The sequence below is a fragment of the Microvirga sp. 3-52 genome (assembly GCF_018383585.1).
Lineage (GTDB): Bacteria > Pseudomonadota > Alphaproteobacteria > Rhizobiales > Beijerinckiaceae > Microvirga.
The window spans coordinates 66,090-89,298 of record NZ_JAHAMK010000009.1 but is presented as its reverse complement, the minus strand read 5'-3'; the positions used below and the strand labels follow the sequence as shown (position 1 = coordinate 89,298).

The window sequence follows — 23,209 nt, the reverse complement described above, 5'->3', positions numbered from 1 at the left end:
GTCGTTTCTGGATCTGTTTCTTCGGTCTTGGCTCTCCGTCGTTGCAGTCGCGAATTCGCTTTGAGCAAATTCGTTTGGTTGAGTCGAGTCTTATTGACTTCCTGAGAATCGCCCTTTTCTTGGTCTGCCATCCTACGAAATTTTGCCCTAACTATCAGTCAGTTGTCTGTAGTTCGTCGCTTTTCCGCTCTCCGCGTTGCGATAACCATCCGCGGGTGTCGTGAAGAAAAAATTTTAAGCCGGGTCACGGGACGCCGTCTTCCGTGATGCTGCTTCGCCTTGTGCGTGCGAGCGGGAATTTCACAACGGTGCCGCTAGGGCAGGGACCTCTTGCTCGGCGTTCGGCTTCCACATGGGCAGCGGCGGCAATCCCAAGCAATGCACGCTGCCCAGCCTGGCGATAGACGTCGGGTCCGAGCGTGGCATGGATCCCGACCAGCCGGCTCAGAACGCGCAGCAGGAGCTCATCCATGGGTGGCCTCCGGGTGGTCGCGGTCCGTCCGTACCCGACGGCCTTGGAGATGCTCCTCGACAAATCTGATGAACGCCCTCGCCCCTATTTGGCGCTCGCTGACGAGCAGGCGCGCGAGCTCCTCGATCAATGGCCGATGCTCGGTGAGAAGATCCGTCGTGGTGGCGCGGAGCCGTGCAAGGTCGTCCTCCACGGCCTGCCGCAATAATGGATCCATCAAGAGGAGCGATGTCGCATTGTCGGTCGGCCGATGCAGCAGCGTGTCGCCCAAGCCGTACGCCGCGTGGACATCGACCAGGATCTTGGTAGCCATCGCCAGGTCGGAGCTCGATCCCGACGTTGGTTGGCCGCAGATCACGGTCTCGCCCACATGTCCGGCGAGCGCTGTCATCACGCGTCGCTCGGCCGCCGCACGCGAAAGCGCCACGTCCCGGCTCATCGTGACCGTCTGCCCGCCGCTGCGCCCCTGCCCGACGATGGAGATCGACCGGACCACACCATCATTGGTCACGTGGGACACGACCGCATGGCACGCCTCGTGGACGGCGGCCCGCCACAGGTCTTCCGTGGCACGGGCGTCACGCGGCGCGATCTCCTCTAGAAGGTCAGCGAGCACCAAGTCCCGTTCCTCGGCGCGCGCTTTGTGCCTGGCGCGCTTGACCCACGCCATGGCATCGGCACCACTCGCCCCGACGCCCAGTTCCGCAAGCGGGAAGAGGTCCTCGCCCTTGAGATCATCCCCAAGATGGAAGCGGAGGATCCTGGCGAGCGTGGCGACATCAGGCCGACCGATCTCAATTATGCGGCCAAGGCGCCCTGGCCTGATGAGCGCAGGGTCCAATCGGTTTCCGTGGTTGGTCGCCCCAACGATCACCACCCCATCGAGAGTTGAGCGCTGGCTTCCATCCAGAATGGTCAGAAGATGCTGGATCACGGTGGTCCAGAAGGCACGATTCCGATCCTCCAGGCCGCGTCTGTCGGGCACGGCGTCCACCTCGTCGAGCAGCAGGAGCGAGCCGCCGAGCCCTGTCGACGCCAAGGCCGCCGCTTCCGCGAACGCAATTTCCGCCTGTCGCAGAACCGAGTCCAAGTACCCAGGGCCCCCTGTGAACCAAGCGCTCATGCTTGTGGCCACGAGCGGCAGTTGGGCAGACCGCGCCAGCGACCTGACGAAGCTGGTCTTGCCCAGGCCTGGCTCGGACGCCAGGACTACCCGGGAGTCGATGCTGTCGAATGGGATTTCGCCCCTGCGCCACGCCTGCAGGTCGCGGATCACGCCGGTGGCCCATGGCATCACCGCGTCATATCCATGCAGTTCCGAGATCGGAGCCGCCGTGGCGACGGACTTGTCGGCCAGGTTCCGCGCGACCGCGGCGTCTTGCAATCTCCGTATGCACGAACGAGCGGATGTCGAGGACCTTATGGCCACGCAAAGTTCCGGAAAATCCAGGCCGACGCCCAGGCCATCGGGGAGTTGGCGGGGCAGGGTGCCCGTCGCAGCCTTGATCGCCTGTCGCAGTACGGCAGGCGAGGGTGGCCGCACGGTGATCCAGATGTCCGCGGTGGCGGTCAGCGTCGATGGCAGCAGCCGGTCCGGCGCCGCGGCGATGCCGAGAGCCCGGCCGCCCACCGTCAGTGCATCCACGATCCACGAATTCCTCTTATCCGGCCTGTGGCTGGTGCGGTCGGAGCCATCCCGGGCCACGACCTGGGTCCAGCGGGTCAGGTCTGCTGCGGCTTCCCTGAGAGGTCCGACCCAAGCGGGGGTCGGTGCTTGAATGATCACGGCCAGGGAGCCAGGGGCTCTGAGGCGTCGCCGGATCGCAGGGGTCAGGGCGGCCTCCAGGATATATCGTCCAAGCGTGCAGGTGGGAGGGATCCGGTCGCCGGGGCCGAGCTTCAGTGGGGCCGGTGCCTCCAGCAGTTCCTGGAGATCGTCGAAGTCGGTGATAGTGGTGGCCTGTTCAGTCTCGTCCATGGCAGCCTCGTGCGCGGCGGGTTGGGCGGACGCGCATGAGCGCGCCGGGCGGACCTCGCCAAGTTGATGGAAGGCGGCACCACGCAGGCTGCCGGCCTGTGCTTGGGATCAGGTCTCCGGCCCAAGCTCATGGAGCCGGCGGCAGACGAAGCGGCGCTCGGCCATGCGAGCGCAGATGGACACCCATGAGGTCCAGCGGCCTTGCGGAAGGCTCGTCGCGATCCGGGCAGCCCGGACTGTTTGTGGATGGGACGGGGAAGCGCTCGTCGGCCTCCGGAAGCCGTAGCCCTGCTACGGGGTGGACCAGCGATGGTGCAGCGTCATGGCACTCGGTCCGCAGTCGTAGTTGAACAAATAGGGAACGTGGGCGAAGCCTGTCAATTACCCCCTTCGGATGGGGGCAGCGGGACGGGAACACCTCGCCGCCAGACCCGGGTCTCTGGTCCCAGAGGGGCGGAAAGCAGGTCGAGGACGAGGACGTCGCGGCAGGCGAGGGCGAGGATGGCCGTGATGCCGTCGCCGTCCCGCACCGCCTGGGCCGCTTCGGCTAACGGTGCAGGCCACGCCTTGAGAAGGTCGAGCACCCTCACTTGGTCGGCAGCCGAGACGGCGGTTCGGCGGCAGCCCCAGATCGCACGTGCGTTTGTCAACAGGGGTGTGCCGAAAACCTGTGGCGGCTCGCGTCGCTCGTACCAGACGCCGCGACCAGCTAAAGCCGCCGCAACCGCCTCGAACCGGCCGTGGTCGGCTCCGGTCCGGGACAGGCGCTGGATGTCGATCACGATCTCTTGGCCCGCCATCAGCAGCCGGAAGTCGGGGAGGTGCTGCATGGCGGTGCCGTCCACCGTGATAGTGACCGGCTCGGCGGGCAGGATGGCCCGCACCGTCTCGTCAAGGGCAGCGACGATCAGGGCATCAAGAACGCCGCGGTTGCGGACCTTGATAGGGTCGGCCGCCTTGACCCCCTCGAAGCGGGCGAACGGTGAGGCGGGAAGCCGTGGGGCAAAGGAACTCATGACGTGTACCTCTCGTAACGTTGGGCGAATCCCGGCGCGCCCGGGCGCCGAGGGCGCCCGGGGTGTTGGGGGAGGCTCGCCGTCTCGCGGCGGATATGTGGATTGCGGCGCTAACGCCTAGGAACAAACACAGAACGAAAAGCTTGACCATGTCAACGGCGAGAAAGAGCTAGCTCTTCTGTCCCTTAGCCTAGCCAGGTGAAAACCAACGAACTGTGGGCACCAACTACTCGTGTTTTATCGATAGTCGCAGAACAGCCCGCGGGCTGTTCTGCGCACGGGGACGCAGCTACCTGATACGTTCAGGGATAATCTCTGACTTAAGAGGAGGGTACGGTCTGTTGGTTACGGCTTCGCAAGTGCGGCGAGCACGTCGGTCGGCGTCATTGAAGGCCGAAGATCGGGCGAGGCGAGCGCCGATTGCATCTTCGTGTCGCGGGTCAGGATCACTACCTGAGGGTCCTCTAGATGTCCGACAACGAAGGCGTCGTTCACGTCATTCTTCTTATGGTTCGCGCCCGCCAGAAGGGGAGAGCTAAGAGCATGAAACAGGTACCGGAGGGTGTATTCATGCTTGGAACCGGGCTTTAGTTTCATGTCCGCCCGAACCGCGTTCAGGAACCGCAGATAGTCGCCATTTTTGGCGGAGGTTCTGACGAAAGCGCGGAATTTCTCCAGATCAAATGTCCGCTCGATGTCGCCTAGAGACAGATTGACTCCAGCAATCTTACCAAGTTCGACCCGCGCAAGAGTGACCAAAACCGTCCTTACGTCGTTGATGGCCGTGCTGAGAACTTTGTCATGTTGGCCGGTAGCGTAACCAGCTCGTACCGCCTGCTCGACAGTCTGCTTGATGTATGGCTGATTTCCACCGATCAATGCCTCAAGGAATTTCGCTGCCTGTGGAGCGAAACTCGCAGAGGACCCTGCATGCGAATGAGCAATGCCCGAGCAGAATGCGGCCAAGGCGACATTGAGCATCCAGTTGAGGAATTGGCTCTCCATATCAATGCGCTGTTTCGTCAGAGAAGCGTGAAGCGGCTCGATGGCAGCGAGGCATTGTGTGTCTGTCGCCGCGTCCAAATCTGATTGGGTCAGTGTCACGTAAGGCGACGACAGGCGTTGTAGAGGGTGCTGACGAAAGAGACGGAGTCCTTCCCTAAGGCAGTCAAGCGTCCCCCATTGAGGATGTCCCTGGCGGATAATCCACTCTGAGATAGACACATCTGAGATGCAGGCGTGTCCAGTCCCCAGCAGTGACTTCAGGTTTGCTGCTTCGCGGTCTTTCGGATCCAGGCAAGCATAGATGTAGTTGGTATCGAGTAGCGGCTTCACAGGCATTTCCGTTACTTATATTGGAAGTGGGCGGGGAGTGGGTGCGTGTCCGGGAGACGGTCAGGGCGCCTCCGCGTCATAGCCTGAGGTTCAAGGCATGTCATGGTCAGGCAGATGGATCCGGCTCATTCCCTTCTGTGGACAACAGCAGGCCTTCCGCCAGCGCACCATTGCACAGAACCGCGGGTGATCCAGAAATGGCAGCCGCATTCATTTTTCTGGTGGACCGATGGCTTGACGGAAGGACGTCGAAACCAATCCATGCCGATGTTCCATCGCGGCCGCCGCTTGGGATTCAGATTGAGCGGGATCACTGCCCCACACCCGCCTGGGCACTTCAAGCAGGCCCATTTCTCGATCCCGGCATCCACCACATGCACTATTTCGCCTGGCGCGATATCGGCGTCGGACGGATAGGTCGACACTTGGCGTACAGGGAGCTCAAAGCCTGGAAACCCAAGCCGCTTGAGGAGAGTGACCAGAAGCTTTCGCATACCGGTCACCCCATCCGATGGAGGAAGGGCTCGACGTCCCCAAGCCCCCAAACGCCAGTCCCAGCGCACATCTCGCATTCGATACGGGGCTTGACCGTCGTGGAGCGGTCATCGACCGTGTCAAAGCGCCGGCGGCGCTCAGGCTTCATGCCCTCGCCACCCCGGAACAAGGTCAGGGCCTGCAGGAGTTCGTTGATCGCCATGCAGGCCGTCTCCGTCGTGAACGTGACGACTGCCGGGGCCGGGTCGCCACCTCCCATGACGTAGGCCTCAGCCTTGCGCCGCTCATACTCGGCAGGATCGGTCCGGCGCAGGGCTTCCTCCGCAGCCAGACGCGGAACCACAAGTCCGCGGCAGAGGAGGCAGGGCGTTCCGGGAGCCACAACCGTCACTCGCGCAGCCATTTCATAAGGCCTGTCCTCGCGGGCCGGCATCATGCGAAGACCCATGTCGATGACTGGGATGCCGTAGAAGTAGGCGAACCGGTTCAGGAACAGCCGGCCATCATGATCGTCCGTGCAGCCGAAAATGACGTCGCACGAGCGCAGCGCGTCTCTGGCGTCGGCATCGCCAACCCAGCCACGGAACGTCGCTACCTCAACGCCCAAGTCGGCGGAGCGGATCTCGCGTGCCAGGACTTCGACCTTGGGCGTCCTTGCCTCAGCGTCACTCCTGCGGGCTCCATGCACTCGATTGAGGTTCGTCAACTCGATGACATCATCATCCACCAAGAGCAGGCCACCGATGCCGAGCCTGGCGAGCATCATCGCTGTCGGGCTGCCGGTGCCGCCGCAGCCAACGATGCCAACGCGAAGCGCGCGAATGGTGGGGTTGAACATCGGTCCGAAAAGACGGGCCTGACGGTCGAGACTCTCGGGAGCATGCACCGTCTCTTTGGAGACATGCAGGGAGATACGCTTGCCGGTGACGAGCACACGGCGACAGGGTTCCATCGTGCCTGGGCTCGTCCATAGGCGGGCCGCGATGCTGCTGTCTCCCCCGAGGACGACGCTTGCAAAGGAATGGCCATTGCCGGACCGATTGGACACGATGCCGAGAAGATCGCGCTCGTTCCGGTCATCCTGCTCGGAAAAGAACGCGGTGCTGCCCGGGTGGGTATGCACGATGGCAGCGATGAGGCCGTCCTGCTCGGCCTGCTTGAGGAGCTTCACGAAGCCCCGAGTCGACCACGTTACGTGGACACCGGAGGCGGAGATCAGGTCCTCGGGTGGGATCGACAGGACCCGGCGGGACACCAGCCGCCGGCGAGGCGCCTGTGTCCAGGGATCGGCAGCAATTTCCGCCGATCCGAAGAGGAGGTAGGCCGCGGCTTCGGAGCCGTCAGCCGTGGTGAGGGCAGCGCGAAGCTCCGCCTCGTGCGCGTCGAGGATGATCATATCGAGCATGTCACGCTGCCTCAAAAGCGCGCTCGACGCGCTTGACCATTGTGTGCAAGCCGTCGACGCCGGGGCGCCACTCGTAGTTGTGGCGAGACCAGCGCTGCCAGATCTGACCACAGAACTGGAGGCGCGCCTCGGTGGCACGGGGCTCGGTACGGGCCGGCATCAGCTTGAGCCAGGGGAGGCAGTAGAACATGTCGGGCGCGCAGTCGGGATAGCCCGGCGGCAGCTGGATCAACACATCCACCTCGGTGGCATCGAACTTCCCTTCCGGAAGGGGAAAGGCGCGGAGGATGACAGCCCACTGTGCCCCCTCCTGCACGACCTGATACTGCAACCCCCTGCTTTCCAAGTAAGCTGCATCGCGCGGGGGGAGGGCCGTGAGGCCCTCCGTCGTCTGCGCGATGGCGGTGAAGAACTTCTCCACACCGGGCTTGCTCAGGTCGACAAGGTCGGTGTCGCGGATGAGGATGTCGTCGCCTCCGCGCACTTCCTGGTACACGTCGTGGGTGGCGGGGTTGACGCCGACGAGGCGCTTGAGCGCGAGCCCGCTGATCATGGGCTTGCCCCATTCCTGATCCTTGCCATCGATCAGGAGGCGGAAGGAACGGTCGCTGCGGATAACGATGACCTTCTCGACCCCGCGATCTCGCAGGTCGAAGAGTTCGTCGAGGCGGAGATCCTCAAGCGTGCCATCCGGCAACAGGGCGGAGGCGATGAACTCCTCGACCGGATGCGCACCGGCCGCCTTCAGGATCTGCCGACCCGTGGGCTTGGGATCGTCGATCCCGACGGTGCGGAAGTTCAGGTTCTCGTCGCCAATCTTGACCTCGAAGCTATCCAGCTTGGGCCGCTTTGAATTCTCGGGCGGATGTTCGTCCGGCTTGCTCATCTTGTAACCTATCGATTTGACGAGGCGCTTCCGGGACCATTCCCGCGCCTTCACTAAGCCAATCGAACGGTCGCGCTTCGACCGGAAAGCCGGATGAAAACTTTTTTGATCTTTTGCTCACGCTCGCTCTGAACGCAGAGGGATGTCCGACCGTACGGCCGAAGTCCTTGTGGGGGGCGAAAAAAGGGGGAATGCTGAGGCTTGCATTGGGCCTGTGCAAGCGGCAATGCAAGCCTCGGGTCATTTCTGTTCTGAGGGGATCACCAAGCGCCCATCGGGAACCGGCCCGCAGGTCACGTAATGCGGGCAGCGGGGGCACACGCGGTCGCTGGGGCGCCGCGGGAAGTGGCCAGCGGCGATGGCCGACGTGAGCTCCTGCATCTTGGCCTCGCGGTTGGCGAGTTTGCGGGGCCTCAGCTCGATGGGCGTCACTGCGTCGTCGGTCAGATGAATGGCCTCTACGCCGGCCCCGTCACCGTGCCATTGACGGGCTGCAATCTGATAGAGGCCATAGATGATATCGTCTTCCTCGTCGGAAGCCTTACGCCCCGTTCGAACCCGCCGAAGCACAACGCTTTTGCCAGACTGGCGCACTTCGTCCGGCCGAACGACGACCCGTACTGCTCCGGCCGTGAGCTCAATATCGGAGACTGGCGCATGCGGGGCACCTTGCCGGGACCGGATCAACGCCTGGACCAGCTCCAGGCCCGCCCGACGGAAATCTTCCGCGTAGCCGTTTTCCGTGGGTCCCTTCTCGGCCCAAACTTCATTGTAACGCTGCTCGACTTCAGTGAGCGGTAGGTGCCAGCGCTCCGGCCCGGCCCGCAGCCAACCAACGATGTCGTAGACCACATCATGCATTTCCACGAAGGCCGTCGAGCGCCGGCCGCCGGCAGAGCGTAGGATGTGCGTGTAGAAGAAGCGGCGCGGACATTTCGCGTAGAGCGAAAGCTGCTCGGCCGTCACCACCAGAGGCTCGGCACGCTCGACCGCCACCTGATCCTCTGCCGGGTCGGGGCGCGAAGGGCGGAACAGGGCTGGCTCATCGACCGCCGCCAGCGCTGATCCAAGCACTTCAATGTATGGTGAGGGGCTGCGCCTCTTTCCGTCGGCCTGTGTCGCGGCGGCGTACAGTGTGAGATACCGCTTGGCGCGCGACATTGCGACGAAGAACAGGCACTCCTCCTCTTCTTCGTGCCCTGCCTTCACCGCGTCGAGACCGGTCATCCCGCCTGCACCCGCGATCATCCCGTCAGGAGGTGGGCATCGGGGTGGGCGGTTCGGGCCAGGGAAACCAGTGACGGTCATGCCAGGCACGTGAACGGCCTCGAACTCCAGGCCTTTGCTGCCATGCACGGTCATGAGGCGCACCGCATCCATGGTGCCCGCCGCTGCCGGAACCTGCCGCAGATCCCGCTCCTCTGATAGGAGGACGAGCCGACGGGCGCGGTCGAGGAGACGTTGGATCGGTAAGCCGAGGCCGTCTGGAAGGCTCCGGCAATGGGTCAGGAACTGCCAGATGGCGATCCCGCGGACCCGGTCGGCCGCTGCNGCGGTCGAGGAGACGTTGGATCGGTAAGCCGAGGCCGTCTGGAAGGCTCCGGCAATGGGTCAGGAACTGCCAGATGGCGATCCCGCGGACCCGGTCGGCCGCTGCGCCTGAGGCTGCAAGCGCCCTAATGCTCTCACCTCTGTCCAGCAAGAGTCGGCAGAGGACGTACCAGGGATCGCTCCCGGCTGCGAACCCTTCTAGATCGCGGCGGAGGCGCGCGAGCGCCTCTGCGCTCGCCTGTCCGACGAGGGCCGGAGCCGAAGCCAGCCATGCCAGCGGCTCTACGCCCTTGGCGACATGCCGCTGGACGATGGCGAGGTCGTGCAGCGGCAACGCGTAACGTGGCATCGTCGCCACCCGTGGCAGGGTCGAGGCGTTCGGGTCCACTAACAGCGATAGGATTGCCAAAAGGTCTCGCACCTCCTCACGCTCGAAGAGGTTGCCTAGGAACAGGACCGGGATCCCGCGGGCCTCCAACTCGGCGGCGACGTCGGCAAGCCTTCCGTTGCCCCGGCATAGGACGGCTTGGTCCCGGAATGCGACCCCGGACTCGTTCAATTCGAGGATGCGGGCCGCCACCGCCGCCGCCTCGTCGCCGGGATGGGTGACCCGCCGCAACTCAGGCTGCGCGCTCCCCGGGCCGCGGTTGGCCGCAAGATCGAGCTCAAGCGCGCCCGCCGACGCCTTCATGGTGGCGGCGAAGCCAACGAAGGTGGACACCACCTCGCTGCTTGACCTGTAGTTCACCGTGAGCTGGGCGCGAACACCCCCTGGGAAGTCGTCGAGGAACTGCGCCATGTTTCCCGACGAGGCGCCGCGGAAGCGATAGATCGACTGGCGGGAGTCCCCCACGACCCAGAGGCGCTCCCCGGATCCTGCGAGGGCCTTTAGCAACCGGACACTCGCCCGGTTCACGTCCTGATATTCATCGACGAGGATGTGGCGGTGGCGCTCGCGGAGTGCGGTCAACGCCTCTGCGTCCCGTTCCAGTAGCAGTGCGGGCCGCAGGACGAGATCTCCGAAATCGAGGCGCCCGGTTCGACGCAATTCGGCGTCATACCGCTCGTAGACCGCAGCAACCTCCATCGCCTTCGCCGCACGTATGGCTGCCTCCTCATCGCTAGCGGCCTGCGCGGCGATGGCCATGTGGGTTGCCAGCCGGCGGTACTCGCCCGGCCCCACCACCTCGTCCTTGGCGCGGGAGATTGCCGAAAGCATGTCGCCCAGGTCCAAGGTCGGATCGTAGAGATTGCGGAAGTGCCGCAGCGGCAGGGACGGCACGAGGTCTTCGAGCAGTGCAATCGCAGCGGCCCGGTCGATCAAGGGTGGATTGTCGGGCAGACCTTCCCGGTCGTGGAACCGGCGCAGGATGTCGAGGCCAAAGCCATGGAAGGTCCCGATCCAGGCCGCCGACGCATCCGGTCCCGAACGGGCGAGACGCTCGATCAATTCGCCAGCCGCCTTGTTCGAGAAGGTCAGGACCAGGATCTCTTCTGGGTCGGTCCCAGCATCGATGAGGCGCTCGATGCGCCCGACAAGCGTCTTCGTCTTCCCCGTCCCGGGACCAGCCTGAAGCTGGAACGGCGCACCCTGATGGCTCGCGGCGGCTTCTTGGCTGGGATCGAGCCCCGGACTCGGGCTGTCCTCCGATGTCGAGACGGGTTGCTCCGGCAGCAACAGCGCGTCAAGGAGTTGTTGTGCGACGAGCGCGAAGGGAAGTCCGGAGCGTTCGGCGATCTCGGTCGCGCCCAGCCCATCGTTCAGAAAGAGCTCGCGCACCCGCTCTCTTGGCAAGGCAAGCTCGCGGGCGAACAGGTCGGCTTGGACCTCGCGGCGCTCGCGGCGACCATAGTCCACCACCTTCTCGACACCACTTGCGGCGCCTTCTGCAGGTCGGCTGGGATCTATCTCATGATCAATCTCGACCTCGCTCGGCTTGTGCACGATTGCGTGGCCGAATTCATGGCCCGCCAACAAGGCGCGCTCCGCAGGAGCCATCTCCCTGGCGCACGCAATCAGTCCGAGCTGCGGGTCGAATACACCTCGCCCGCCCCGCAGGACCGGATCGCCGGCCGCCAGCCAAGACAGGTCGATATCCTCTGCGGCGATGGCCGCCTCCACGAGCGCCAGCGGGTCCCACGGATCGGCACCGGCTGCGATGGCAGCTTGATGGCGGCGGGAGGCCTCTCGACGGATGGTTTCGAACGCGTCCATACGGGCCCCCGAGGTTCTTAGAGCGAAGCGAGGTGCCGCTTTTGCTCATCGCTCAGCCCGGAGCCGTCGAGCGCCTCCTGGAAGCCCTGCTTCGTGGCGGCTTCCGGTTTGCCATCCGCCTTGAAGCGGAGGCCCGCCGGCACGCGTGGTGGTCCCGCCAGGAACTCGGCCAGAGCGGCGGCTCCCGTGCCGAGCAACTCGGCCAGCCGAGCGAGGAAGCCAGCTGTCATCTCCTCGCTTCGGATCAACCGGTCCCGCAGGCGTCCGATGAAGAGCAGGTTGGCTCCGAGCTCGGCCGCCACCCTCCGACAACCGGCTCTATCGAGGCCTGCAAAGGGATCCGACACCTCTGTTCCCGCAGTATGTTCCGCCAGTCGAGCATCGACCTCGAAGAAACGCGTGAGCGCATCGTTCGCCAGAGCCTCGTCGACGGCTCCGCATTCCGGAACAGCGTCAAACTCCGGTGTCGCGAGATCCCGGGCGAGTTCGACGAGTTCGTCCTCATATTCGGGGAAACGCTGGACAAAGCCTCGGAGGACCTCCGGCGCAAGGCGGTCCTCCCGGGTGGCGAAGTCGATCAGGACGTCCTCACGGCTTGGGTGGAGGTTCCGGCCGGTCATGACTCTGACCCTTCAAGGCTGGCGCGGAGGCGCTCAACGCCCCGCTTGATGCGGTTGCGAACGGTCCGTTCGTTTACGTCACAGATCTTGGCGATGGTCATTTCATCAGGATCCTTGGCATCGATCTTGTGCCCCTGGAGCAGGAGCCGGATGGGCTCGCGCTCGTCGTGGGGTAAGACGTCAATCGAACGTAATGCCTGTTCCCGGAAAATTTTGTATTCGGCCGTCGTCATTCCAAGCGCGTTCTCCGCCTCCGGCTGCCGGAAGGGATCTTCTGCCGAGGCTGGAGCCGCCTCATCATCCGGCGGATTTAGCTCGGCCTTGCGCAGATCCCGGCGCCGTTCGGCGCCATACAGGTCCCGCCGCAGGGCTGCGAGTGCGCCATCGAACATCACCTCGAAGGGGTCGAGGCGTTCTGGCTCGCTCCGCAAGCCTCGCGCCAGCACCTCGAAGAAGCGGGAGCGCACCTCCTCGCGGACCGTTTCCGCATCGCCCACCGCGCCGTACCGAATTGTGTGGGCGAGGTTATGCCGCAACCGGCAGTCCAGGATACCGAACAGCTTGGCGAACCATTCGCTGCGGTTGTCGCGGCCAGCCTCCCGCAAGAGGTACACGAGGCACTCGGACGAGATGTATCCCGGCTTCCGGCGGTCTCCGATACGGAGGCGCTCCAGGATCGTCTCACGGTCGAGGGCGGCGAGTTCATGAAGGAGCGCTGTGGTCTCAGGACGCCGTTCATAGGGCTGCCCGGTGCTCCGAGTTTTGGTCAGCGGACGAAGCCCCATCGCGGAAAGACTCCACCTCTCAATCTCTCAGTTTTGGTCAGGGTGTCGGCCCCCCTGGTGAGGAGGGCCGGACACTAACCGTTCGTGGAAGGCAAGGCTCAACTGGGCGAGCTTCGCCTCGTGGTGATGGCCGGCGGAATATGCCGGTGTAGAGGCCCCCAAAGGATGCCTCACGCGCGCTCCAGAAGCCTTGCAAAATAAGGATTTCCGAATCTGGTTTGCCTCAACCGAGCGGCGTTGCAAGCCGTCAGAGCGCCTCACCCTACAACGCATCAGTTCGCCTCACCGTGAGGACAACTTTGCCGTCAGAACAGGAACGTACCAAGGCCAGTCGAGATGTTGCTTGTGCCGGTCGATCTCTGCGTCGAGGCTCATCGGGTAGGTTGTCGCAAGGGGATCGATCGATGAGTGCGGATGACAATTGGTCGGAACGGCGGCTCAAAAAGGAGAAGGCGCTTCTGGAGTCACTCCGTTTCTCGCTCGAGATCGGGTGCTGCGCCATTCTCAAGAACAAGATCTCACGCTACGGAGCCGGCCTTGCGAGCTCTGCCAATTCCGATACCAGGGCGGAGTACGCCCGGATCATTGAAGACGCCGAGGGCGCCTTCCAAATCGAGGCTATCCATGGCCAGGGGAGCCTAATCAAACTCGACCATCCCATCGTGATAGACCTGATTGGGAAACGGGTCCCGCGAGTGCCTGCCGCCATCTCCTCCGAGGAAATTGCGGCAGCCAAACGTTACAGATCGATCACGGCTTCGGCTGGGGGCGATTGAGGTACTCAATCACGGCCCTGGCCGTTTCGAAGCGAGGAGTGTTGCTTGTGGCCCCGTCGCCAGTGCCGACGGAGTACGAATACCATTCATCCTGTTCCGCGAACGGGTTGAATGTCACTCCGTGTTCCTTGGGAAGGTCTGCCGACGCCTTCAGAAAGTTCTCGGACAAAAGTTCATTCCAAGGTTCATCGCGCCAAGACTCTTCCCAAACCGCCTTTTGCCTGCCCCAGTAAGTGCTCCAAAACAGATCAAAGTCTGCCGATCCTTTCAACAGAAGCAACCATTCCTGGTACGCGTGGGACTCAGCGACGGCCTTGCGCAGCCCGTCGAGTCCCGGATAGCTTCAAGGGGACGCCCATCCTCCGAAGGCAGCGAAATACTCCGTCCCGCTCTCCGTTTCCCTTGCGCCTACCATAGCCATCGCTTTCTCCTTCCTGTTTCACGGCGGCATACAGGATTCGCGGCCCCAGGTCCTCTTCGCGCGCGCAGAAGCTCGGGGCATCGACAGGACGTTCCTGTCGTAGAAGGTTGCGTGAACCGTCGCCGGATCGAACGCGGGCCCGATGCCCGCCACCTCCAGCGCCGACTTCAGCCGCATGTGGTGGACCCCTTGCTCCTTCGCGGCGACGTGCAGCGTGACGTATCGGCCCATGAAGGCATCGAGGTCGTCCTGCCTCACGACCTGCCGGGGGCAGCGGTTCACGGGATTGACCTCGACGCGCGAGGGCAGGTGCCCGTGCTCGATCAGGGCCTTCACCACCCGTGTGGTGGTGCCGAGCCGTTGCTCGACCTCGCGCAGGGAGAGACTGCCGTCCGCCTGTCCCTGCACGAAAGGCTGCACCTCCGTGGGATCGACCAGCACCGACAGGTACCCTGCGGCATCGGTCCGCCGCCCGACCCGCGCGAGCTTCCGGTCGAGGATCAGCCGCACGATCTCCATCGCCGAGCAGCAAGCCCACTTGGCCGCCGTCGGGATCGGCATGAGCCTGCCGTCCCCGGCATCGGCCTCGGACGCGTCGGCCAGCAGCCGCCCGAGGAAGGCGTCGAGGTCGCGCCGCGCGAAGGCGTGGTCCTTGAGGGTCTCGGTCCCGCCGAGGACGAACGGCTCGATGAACCCCGCCTCGAACAGCAGCCGCTCGTGCGGGCGCGGCGCGTTCAGGTGCTCGCCCGCCTGCTTGAGGGACATCGTCTCCGACACGCGCTCGAGGAAGCCCCGCGCCTTCGCGGCGTCGAACGTGATGCGCTCGTCGGAGAGGGCCAAGGCCTGCTCCGGAACGTGACCGGCGGCGTGGAGGAGCTTGCGCAGCCGCTTGGGGTGCGCGCCCGTCTCGAGCGACGCGGAGCGCACGGAGTGAAGGCGGCGCACCGTCACCTCGCGCCCGAAGACGGCGTCGCCGGGGCCGACCGGCATCGTCTCGATCACGTGCCGCCGGATGATGTCGCGCAGCGGGTCGTAGGCCGCGTCCTCGGACTCGTGCGCGAGCCACTCGTACAGGCGGCCGAACACCACGCGCGGACCCCAGTCGCCCTTGGTCGCTGCGAAGCGGCCTTGGCCTTGGAGAGCGGAAAGGAACGTGCGGATGCCGTCCTCCCCACCCGATGCGATCACGAACCCCGCGGCCCCGGCCTCGTGCCACTCGGAGTCGGAGAGGCGGTCCGTCCGGAAGCGGATGCCGTGCATCGCGACCGCGCCGATCACCTCGCACGCCTTGGCGGCGGCGTAGAACGGCAGTGCGGCGAGGAAGGGCACGTTCTCCGTCTCCCGTCCCTCGCAACGGGCCAGCAGGTAGCGCTCGAAAGCCGAGGCACGCCGCCTCGGGGCCGTGTCGGCGAGATGACCGATCCTGGGCAGGGAAGGTTGGACCAGGACAGAGAAGTCATGGATGCGCCGGGGGTGGTCGTCCTCGGCCACCGCAACAAGGCCGCTCCCGTGCTCAGGGCACGTACGGATGGACCCGATCAGCCATGCCGTGCGGCCGTAGGGGCGCACCTCCAAGGGTTCGTCGCTTTCCACGAGGTCGGCCGTGATGCAGTGGGGACAGACCCGCACGGCCTTTCGGCTCAGGCTGTCCTGCACGAGCTCCTGACCACCGATGCGGTAGCGCCGCTCCCCGATGCGCGTGATGGCCCCTGCCTTGAGGGCCGGGACATCGGCGCGGGTGCAATGGGCCAGCGCCTCCAGTGCGGCCGGATCGCCGTCGACGATGCCTTGGAAGGACAGGCCGCGGTCGAGGCAGAACGCGCGCACCGTGCGCCCGAGGAGGAGGGCGTTGCGCGAGCAATGGCTCGGCGGGGTGATGCCGGGGCGCAGACGCACGGTCAGGGATGGGTGCAGTGCTCTCATGGGTTCCTCCTGTCGCGGGGTTGGGTCTTCCGGGACTTCCCGGCCTTCCTGCTCTTCCTGCCCCTGCGGGGCTTGTCGTCCTCCTCTTCGTCCCCGTCCTCTTCCTGCGGCTCCTCCCGCACCAGGCCTTCCTGCGGCCGGATGAGCCACCAGTCACCCTGGGCCGTGAACACGTTCGCCTCCGGCTGGCACCCGGTCCTGGCCTTGTAGGCATCGGCGAAGTGCGTGACCGCGAGGGTGCCCGTCTCCTTCCGGAGCGACTCCCGGATCGCGTCCTGGATGATCTCGATCACGATCCCGAACCGGCCGAGCGCCGCGTGCAGGAGCCGCGCGATGAACGGTTCGTCGGTCACCCCATCGAGCGTCAGCTTGGCCTTGCCCTTGCCGTAGTCGGTCAGGAGGCGACGGACGAGATCGGCGTCGCCCTCGAGGGTCAGGTCGCCGAACACCACGTGCCGGGAGCGCCGCCAGACCTGCTCGTCCTGCGCGAAGAAGCGCCCGATTTCCGGCAGGCCCGAGAGGATGAGCCACACGGGCCAGTCCTTGTTCTGCATCAGGCGCTTCAGGGTGTCCTGCACCTTGCCGATCTCGACCGGGTTCCGGCTCTGGAGCACGTGCTGGAGCTCGTCGATGTGCAGGAAGCGCACGCCGCGCAGGGCCAGGTTGCGATGGACCATGTCCCAGACGACGTTCTCGTCGAGCCTGCGCTCGACCGGGCTGCCGATCGCAGCGAGGATCTCGTTGCCGAGCAGGCGCAGCGTGCATGGCGACGGGGTCGTCACGGAAACCAGGACGCAGTCGGAGTCCGGGTCGCCGTAGCCGGCGAACTCCTCGCGCCTGTGGAAGTGGCGCTCGAGCGTCCGGGTCTTGCCCGCACCGGACTGTCCCGTGACCGTCAGGGAGCGTCCCTCGCGCAGCCGCCCGACCTGCCGGGCAGTGCCGGAGGAGGCGGCCTCCTGCGTGAGCAGGAAGCTGTCGATGAGACCGTCCAGTTCGGCCTCGAGGGCCGTGTCCCGCGGCGTGGTGATGTAGGCGGAGAGGACGCCCGCCATCACGTCCCCGCCGCGTGAGCGCCGCTCGGACTGGAGCCGGCGCATCCGGCTGACGGGATCCTCGCCGTCGTGGCTCGTCGTGATCGTGTCCATGCTCAGTCCTCCATGCCGTAGTGGTCGTCGGTCGACGCGGGGCCTTCCGGCTCGTCGGAAGCTTCGTCCTGCCCGTCGTCCGCCTGGGGCTCGGCCCGGACGACAGGAGTGGTCACTTCCTCGACGCCGAACTCCGCCGGATCGAACACGGCAGGACCGTCCGCCGGGCCGCGGTCGAACGAGAAGGTCCGGAACACGCCATGCTCCAGGCGGTCGACCGCGGCGGAGGTGATGATCGGGGAGGCGATGCCGGCACGTTGCGTGGCCGAGGCGGAGAAGGCCTTGATGTCGGCCAGCGCCTGGAGGACGACGCCCTCGGAGAGCCGCGCCATGGCGGCATGCTCACGGCGCAGCGCACGCTCGGTCGCGATCCAGTGCTCGAGCGCGACACCGTCGAAGCCTGCCTTCACGCAGGGCACGGTCAGCCAGCCGTCCTTGGTCCGCACCGACACGTAGCCGAGGTCGCCCTCGTCAATGCGCACGAGCACGGGCTTCTGCTGCGCGACCCGGCGCAGGCGCTGGAGTTCCTCGGACTGGTAATGGAGGCCCAGCACCCGCACGCCCGTGTTGGTGATCCGGCGCTCGACCGTGACGCCGAAGATGTGGCGGTACACGTCCGGATCCGGGGGCGGCAGCACCGGGTGGAGGCGGGTGGTGCGGATCCAGCAGTTGCGAGGCGTCTCGCCGCCCAGGCCCTCGTGCGGCGTGTTGTGATAGACGTCCACGATCCAGCGCACGATCACCCGGCCGAGCTCGTCCGCGTCGATCACGGCGTTGGCCTCGGCCTCGTAGTAGCCCTTGGCGACCACGTTCTCGAAGGTGCGCCCCTCGAAAAGGGCCACGAGCTGTTCGTGGATGGTGCGGAAGAACCGTTCGATGCGGGCCCGGTTCTGCGGGGTTCCGGCCGGCGGGAACAGCATCTCGCTGCCCATGTCGGTCACGGCCGCCCGGGTCTCGTAGGCGGTGTAGGCCTTGTCGTTGTCCGTCGCGAGGGTCTCCATGGTGCCGCACTGGTCCCACGGGGTCACGCATCCGGCCGCCTCGGCGAAGCGCGCCTTGTCTCCCACGGCCATCGCGATCATCGACACGGCTGCCGTGGAGGTGTTGCTGTCGGTGATGCGCGCGGCCAGGACGCAGCGCGTGTAGCAGTCGATGGCGACCGACAGCCAGAGCCGCGCACGCAGCACCGTCTCCTTGACCTCGGGGGAGAGGAGGGCCCACACGCCGGCCTCCTCGAGAATGACGTGGAGGGAAATCTTCCAGGCATCCATCTCCACGCGCTCGAGCGGACGGGACACGTCGAGGCCACCGCGGACGATGAAGAACTTCTTGCGCGCTGCCTCCTCGCCCTCGCGCCCCGCGCAGACCATGAACGGGTCGAGCCCCGCGATCACGCGCTCGAACGCCGCCCGGCTCGGCTTCTTCAGGAGACGCTCGCCCGTCTTGCGGCGCTCGGTGTTCTTCTTCCGGACGGCCTCGGTCAGGTCGCAATAGAGCGAGGCCTTGGTCGGCTTGAGGCGGCTGGCGTAGCCCTCCGCGATCTCGCGCATCAGCTTGCGTTCCTCGACCTCAAGGCGCGGCATGCGGTTGCCGCTGCGCCCGTAGCCGTCGCGCAGGGCCATGGCATCGAAGCAGCAGGCCTCGTACTTGCGCAGCCACTTGCGGAGTGCCGTCGGGCTCGGCGGACGCTTCACGATGACGTCGTCGCTGCCGCAACGTCCCTGCTCGATCGCCTTCTGGAGGATGCCTGCCACGTAGTCCCTGATCCAGGGCTTCATGGACGGATCCGAGCGGGTGACCTTGCCGGCCGCCTCGTCGCGAATGAAGGCGTCGCAGGTGTCCTTGCGCGCGATGAGCCTCTCGCGACGCTTCGGCGGGAGCTCGGTGATGAGCCGCTCCGGCCCCTCGAGCCGGATCGCGGCAGCGGAGGAGCGGTGGTAGTTGCGGATGATGTTCATCCGCTCCTTGAGCAGTTCCGCGAACTCGGCGTGCGTGAAGGACTCGCACAGGTTCGGGTTGTCGACCCGGCGGAAGACATGGCCCTGGTCGTCGCTGGACACCGCAGCCAGTTCGAGCACGCCGTCGATGACGTAGCGTGCGTGGGGCTCGAGGGCGTAACGCGGCACCGCCGTGGCGGGGAGGGACTTCGGGGTCTCGGGAAGCAACGGGTTCGTCATGGTCGGTCTCCTCTCAGTGGGTGTTGCTGGGCTTGCGCACGGGCCGCACGCGGCTTGCGGGCGAGATGCGGCCGGGTCCGGCGTGCTCGAGCACGCCGTCTCCGATGAGGGCGACCACGGCCATGAAGCCGTGGCCGTCGTTGCGGGAGGCTGCCATCAGGCCGGCGATCGGGACGGTGCCGCGCAGGGTCGATGCGACCGCACCGACCTCCGCGATGACGGTTTCGTCACGCATGCGGCGGGACTTGAGGATCAGGCGCGCGTCCGCCGCGCGGTCACGGGTGATGTGATCTCCGGTCCGCACGACGAAGCGCTCCTTCGGTCCGCGTGCGGACTGGGCCTGAAGGCGCCCGAGCGTCTCCTCGATGCCGCTGGACCTGACCTTCGATGCCGGCTTCACCGCGATGTTGAGGCGGATGCCGCCACGGAGGTCGGTGACGAGATCGAGGGTATGGCTGCGCCTGCGCCCGTCGGCATCGACGTACGTGATCGGGGCCGGCTGCTCGCGCACCGCGACCACGTCGGGGTTGGTCACCGCGATGCCGATCAGGTCACGCTCGAGCGTGCTGTCGTAGACCATCTCCCGGTTGGTCGCCGGGTTGACGAGGGAACCCCTCACGGAGCTGGTGGTCTTGCCCTTGAGGGGCGACCGCCGGCTCGCCTTCGAGGCCGACGGCGGGATCCAGACCCTCTCCGTGCGCGCCATCGTGCCGGCACGAGCCGGCCCTGGCCTGCCCCCGTCCGGGGGGCAGGCATCCTGTGCGTTGCTGCTCATGGTGCGTCGTCCGTTCCGGCCTACTGAAAGCGGGTCGGGGACTGGCGGAGGAAGGACGCGACGACTGCGCTCGTGTCGTCATCGTCCAGGTCGAGGATGTAGCAGCGGTCCCAGGCATCCGAACGGCCGAAGCGGTAACGTTGCGTGAGACGGTCGACACGCTGGGAGATCCCGTGGTCGTCGAGGAACTCGTCCCCGACCTCCAGCGGGATGGTGCGGGACGGGAAGCGGAAGGACGGCGTCGAGGTGTTGCTGGTGTTGCGCATGGCACACTGCTCCGGTTCGCGCTTTGCCAGGGCGCGGTTGGATAGTCACCGGGAGTGGCAAGCATCCCGATAGGTGCTGCACAGGCTGGGAGCCTGTGGGGTTCGTCAGCGCCGTATCGGGCGGAGGGCCAGGGCAGCGCGGCGATGGCCGCGGGTGGAGGCGGGAGCGAATGCTGTCGTCATGTGTGGCCTCCTCTGGCTGTGGCCGCTCAGGGCGAGCGGACCGGGGTGTCGGGACCGTACGCAACCGGAGTCGCGGACGGTCGGGGCATGCCGCCTGACCATGAGCAGGGCTCGGGCCGGGCAGGGCGCGGAAGGAGTGGGGAGATGCGTGCGTCGCCCGCATTCCTTTCCTCGCGCGAGGGGCCGTCACGGCAAGGACAGTGCCCTGCCGGAGGGCAGCCGATGGACGAGGAGGTGCGACGGTGGTGCGGGGAGCTTACGCCCCGGGGAACCCTGCCCCTGAGGCGTGCTTCTCAGCACCGCGGTCGAGCCGCTCGCCTATGGGCGCTATGTAAGCTACTGGGTTCCACATAGCGGCCCGGATACCAGGACTGCCCGGAGCGAGTCAACGCCGTCCAATCCATTCCGGGGACAATTTTCATAGGAATCGGAAGGATTCATGGGATTGACTGCGGAGCCGTTTCGGATGGTCGCGACGATTCCGAGGATCTCGTCGAAGGACGCACGCCCGAGCCTCGCGAGAACGTCGGCGAGTTCGTTGACGGCGTCTCCGTTGGTCCGGACCAGCAGCCGTGCGCGCTCCAGGCTCCCGGCGAGTACCTGGTTCACCGCGCGACGTAGAATGGGATCGGCCCGAACCCGGGCGAGGAGCTCGTCCTCGTCCCGCGATGACAGGTAGGCGAGGTTCTCGCCGAATCCGAGGGACACCTCCATGGCGGCCGCCAGCGCGGTCGCCTTCTGGAGATCGGCCCCCTTCGATCCTCCCCCACCGTCGGACCGGGCGCCGAGCACGACCTCCTCGGCGGCGATCCCCGCCATGAGTCCGGTGATCTGGGCCAAGTATGCGGACCGCGTCCGCAGCAGGTCGGTGGCATGCCGCATGAGCGTCACCCCGGCGTTGGAGTCGGCCGAGGCCTCGCGGAAGACCCTCGTCTCGACCGGAGCCATCCCGGACTCCTTCAGCAGCAGGCAGCCGACGACCGCATGGCCGGCCTCGTGCACGCAGACGCGGCGGAAGTCCGCCTGGGAGAGGTGCCGCCGCGGCGGCAGGGCAGCGGTCAGGTCGTGCATCCCGAGGTCCCGCCGCTCCCGTCGCGCGATGCGCCGGGCGTCGCGCACGACCTGCTCGATCACCGCTCCCGAGGTACCCTCCAGCCGCTCCGCCGCCTCCGTCAGGTCCGCGCCGGGCAGCGCGCCGCCGAGGTGGTGCCGCAGGATGCCCTTGCGCGCCTCCGGGTCCGGCAGGGGGATGACGACGTGCCGGTCGAGGCGGCCGGGACGCCGGATCGCCGGGTCGATCCTGTCCGGCAGGTTCGTGGCGCCGACGACCACCACGCCCTCGCGCGCCTCCGCTCCGTCGAGGCACTCGAGGAAGCCGTTGATCACCTCTCGGCTGTACTGCTCGTTGTGCCCGCTCAGCCGCTCGCGGTCGCCGAACGAGTCGAGCTCGTCGACGAACAGGATGCACGGCGCGTCGGCCTTCGCCTCCTCGAAGGCACGGCGCATCGCCTTGAGCAGGTCGTCGAGGTGTCCCTTGCCCTGCCAGCGCGCGAGCGAGTGCAGGTGGACTGGGACCATGCACGTGCTGCCCAGCGCCTTGGCGAAGATGGTCTTGCCCGTCCCGGGCGGGCCGCTGACCAGGATGCCCTTGTCCATGTCGCGCCAGCGGATCCGTCCGGCCCTGTAGTCCGCCATGTCCAGCGCCAACGACCGTCCCCACTCCGCCGCCTCGCCGAGTCCGTGCAGGTCGTCGAGCGTTGGGGCATCCCTGGCATCGTGCACGGAAGGTGACGTGGCCCCGCCCGTCTGGGCCGCTGTCAGCAGGCGGACCGCCTGCCGGAGGCTACGGTCGGGCCTGAAGATGGCGCCGATCATGGCGAGCGGGACGCCGCCTGCCGCCTCGACGAGGTCGGCGGGAGGCGGATATCCGAGGACAACCTGCATCGCGCCCCGCAGCGCACGGGGATGGATCGGATCGGGCGTCACGATGGCATCGGCAGCGGCGCGGAAGAGTTGCGGGAAGTCGGCCTGGGTCGGGGCGAGGGCGAGAAGCCGCGAGCGTGACGACAGTCTTTCCCGCAGGTAGGCGATGTCGGCCTTCGACCGCTTCCTCCTCCCGCCCTCGAACGTGATCACCTCGTACTCGGGGTCGAGCATGGCGAGGCGGGGATCGAAGCCGTCCCGGACCGTCGCGCGCAGGAGAGCCTTTGCGGCCCCGACGAACACGTCGCGGTCATCGTCGTCGGCAACCGCGATGCCGACGATGCACGGCTGCTCGCGCAGCACGTGATGGAGTCCTGCCTGCCGCAGCGTGCGGACAAGAAGGCCGCGGGCGAGGGCCGCGCCGACATCGGCGGGCCGGGGCGCGATCTCCCTGCGCCTGTCGGGGAGGGTCCGTACATGAGCCATCGATCCTCTCCTCACGTGCGCGGGCTGCCGACCGGGACCGCGAACGAGCGGTCCTTCCGGCCGAGGGCGTAGAAGCGGGTGATCGTGCGCGCATAGCCGAGCGTGGGCGCGAGCACCCACAGGCCCGTGGTGACACCCTGCCTTCCGTCGGTGATGGTCGGGTGGTTGAACATGATCCCGGTCAGGCAAGGGTCGGGGCGCGTGACCCCCTGCCAGTCGCGGATCGTCGGGCACGAGGCCAGGCGGCCCTTGTCGGGATGACGTCCCCGCCGGATGTCTTCGAGGTCCTGCACGAGGCCGCGCAGGCGAAGGATCTCGGACTCCAGTTCGGGCGCCGGGCCATCGTTCCTGATGATGAAGGTCATAAGCGTGCTCC

The 23,209-nt window shown here is 66.1% G+C and carries 19 protein-coding genes; 1 reads left to right on the top strand and 18 read right to left on the bottom strand.

Annotation, left to right across the window (positions count from 1 at the left end):
• Positions 1 to 244: 244 nt before the first annotated feature.
• From KHP60_RS09700 to KHP60_RS09650, 11 genes are all read right to left on the bottom strand, one after another.
• Entirely contained in the window at positions 245 to 472 is a 228-nt protein-coding gene (locus KHP60_RS09700) for a hypothetical protein (RefSeq protein WP_213563693.1), read from the bottom strand.
• Complete coding sequence (locus KHP60_RS09695; protein WP_213563692.1) at positions 465 to 2,450, bottom strand: AAA family ATPase; 1,986 nt, start codon at positions 2,448 to 2,450, stop codon at positions 465 to 467. Before KHP60_RS09695 ends, KHP60_RS09700 begins: the two co-directional genes overlap by 8 nt.
• 377 nt (positions 2,451 to 2,827) lie before the next feature.
• Positions 2,828 to 3,466, bottom strand: coding sequence for a hypothetical protein (locus tag KHP60_RS09690; protein WP_213563691.1), 639 nt, complete (start codon positions 3,464 to 3,466; stop codon positions 2,828 to 2,830).
• 345 nt (positions 3,467 to 3,811) lie between these two features.
• Positions 3,812 to 4,801, bottom strand: a complete 990-nt coding sequence (locus KHP60_RS09685) for a hypothetical protein (RefSeq protein WP_213563690.1) — start codon at positions 4,799 to 4,801, stop codon at positions 3,812 to 3,814.
• Between the two features lie 125 nt (positions 4,802 to 4,926).
• The gene (locus tag KHP60_RS25820) at positions 4,927 to 5,295 is read right to left on the bottom strand and encodes a DUF6527 family protein (RefSeq protein WP_409366270.1); all 369 of its coding nucleotides are present in this window, start codon (positions 5,293 to 5,295) and stop codon (positions 4,927 to 4,929) included.
• Positions 5,296 to 5,300: 5 nt separating this feature from the next.
• Positions 5,301 to 6,701 (bottom strand): ThiF family adenylyltransferase, encoded by a 1,401-nt coding sequence (locus tag KHP60_RS09680; RefSeq protein WP_213563689.1) that lies wholly within the window; start codon positions 6,699 to 6,701, stop codon positions 5,301 to 5,303.
• Between the two features lies 1 nt (position 6,702).
• Positions 6,703 to 7,587, bottom strand: a complete 885-nt coding sequence (locus KHP60_RS09675) for a multiubiquitin domain-containing protein (RefSeq protein ID WP_213563688.1) — start codon at positions 7,585 to 7,587, stop codon at positions 6,703 to 6,705.
• Between the two features lie 240 nt (positions 7,588 to 7,827).
• Positions 7,828 to 8,949 carry a PD-(D/E)XK nuclease family protein gene (locus KHP60_RS09670; protein WP_249688667.1) on the bottom strand — a complete coding sequence of 374 codons (1,122 nt, stop codon included), beginning with the start codon at positions 8,947 to 8,949 and terminating at the stop codon, positions 7,828 to 7,830.
• Complete coding sequence (locus KHP60_RS25145) at positions 8,840 to 11,353, bottom strand: UvrD-helicase domain-containing protein (RefSeq protein ID WP_249688662.1); 2,514 nt, start codon at positions 11,351 to 11,353, stop codon at positions 8,840 to 8,842. Before KHP60_RS25145 ends, KHP60_RS09670 begins: the two co-directional genes overlap by 110 nt.
• Before the next feature lie 17 nt (positions 11,354 to 11,370).
• Positions 11,371 to 11,973 carry a hypothetical protein gene (locus tag KHP60_RS09655; RefSeq protein WP_213563686.1) on the bottom strand — a complete coding sequence of 201 codons (603 nt, stop codon included), beginning with the start codon at positions 11,971 to 11,973 and terminating at the stop codon, positions 11,371 to 11,373.
• The gene (locus tag KHP60_RS09650) at positions 11,970 to 12,758 is read right to left on the bottom strand and encodes an RNA polymerase sigma factor (protein ID WP_213563685.1); all 789 of its coding nucleotides are present in this window, start codon (positions 12,756 to 12,758) and stop codon (positions 11,970 to 11,972) included. Before KHP60_RS09650 ends, KHP60_RS09655 begins: the two co-directional genes overlap by 4 nt.
• Positions 12,759 to 13,162: 404 nt before the next feature.
• Between KHP60_RS09650 and KHP60_RS09645 the strand changes: the two genes are divergently transcribed.
• Positions 13,163 to 13,534 (top strand): hypothetical protein, encoded by a 372-nt coding sequence (locus KHP60_RS09645; RefSeq protein ID WP_213563684.1) that lies wholly within the window; start codon positions 13,163 to 13,165, stop codon positions 13,532 to 13,534.
• A gap of 439 nt (positions 13,535 to 13,973) precedes the next feature.
• Here KHP60_RS09645 and KHP60_RS25140 read toward each other — a convergent pair whose 3' ends face one another.
• The 7 genes from KHP60_RS25140 to KHP60_RS09615 all read right to left on the bottom strand — a co-directional run bounded on the left by KHP60_RS25140 (position 13,974) and on the right by KHP60_RS09615 (position 23,198).
• A complete protein-coding gene (locus KHP60_RS25140) occupies positions 13,974 to 15,878 on the bottom strand; it encodes a TniQ family protein (protein ID WP_249688666.1) in 1,905 nt (634 codons plus the stop codon).
• Positions 15,875 to 17,023, bottom strand: a complete 1,149-nt coding sequence (locus KHP60_RS09640) for an ATP-binding protein (RefSeq protein WP_213563683.1) — start codon at positions 17,021 to 17,023, stop codon at positions 15,875 to 15,877. The genes KHP60_RS25140 and KHP60_RS09640 overlap by 4 nt, the downstream gene beginning before the upstream one ends.
• Before the next feature lie 2 nt (positions 17,024 to 17,025).
• Positions 17,026 to 19,200, bottom strand: a complete 2,175-nt coding sequence (locus KHP60_RS09635) for a Mu transposase C-terminal domain-containing protein (protein WP_213563682.1) — start codon at positions 19,198 to 19,200, stop codon at positions 17,026 to 17,028.
• A 13-nt stretch (positions 19,201 to 19,213) separates the two neighbouring features.
• A complete protein-coding gene (locus tag KHP60_RS09630) occupies positions 19,214 to 19,975 on the bottom strand; it encodes a TnsA endonuclease N-terminal domain-containing protein (protein WP_213563681.1) in 762 nt (253 codons plus the stop codon).
• 20 nt (positions 19,976 to 19,995) lie between these two features.
• On the bottom strand, positions 19,996 to 20,241 hold the full coding sequence (locus tag KHP60_RS09625) for a hypothetical protein (protein ID WP_213563680.1): 246 nt from the start codon (positions 20,239 to 20,241) through the stop codon (positions 19,996 to 19,998).
• 519 nt (positions 20,242 to 20,760) lie between these two features.
• Positions 20,761 to 22,833, bottom strand: coding sequence for an AAA family ATPase (locus KHP60_RS09620; RefSeq protein ID WP_213563679.1), 2,073 nt, complete (start codon positions 22,831 to 22,833; stop codon positions 20,761 to 20,763).
• Positions 22,834 to 22,844: 11 nt separating this feature from the next.
• Positions 22,845 to 23,198 carry a hypothetical protein gene (locus tag KHP60_RS09615; RefSeq protein ID WP_213563678.1) on the bottom strand — a complete coding sequence of 118 codons (354 nt, stop codon included), beginning with the start codon at positions 23,196 to 23,198 and terminating at the stop codon, positions 22,845 to 22,847.
• Between the last annotated feature and the right edge of the window lie 11 nt (positions 23,199 to 23,209).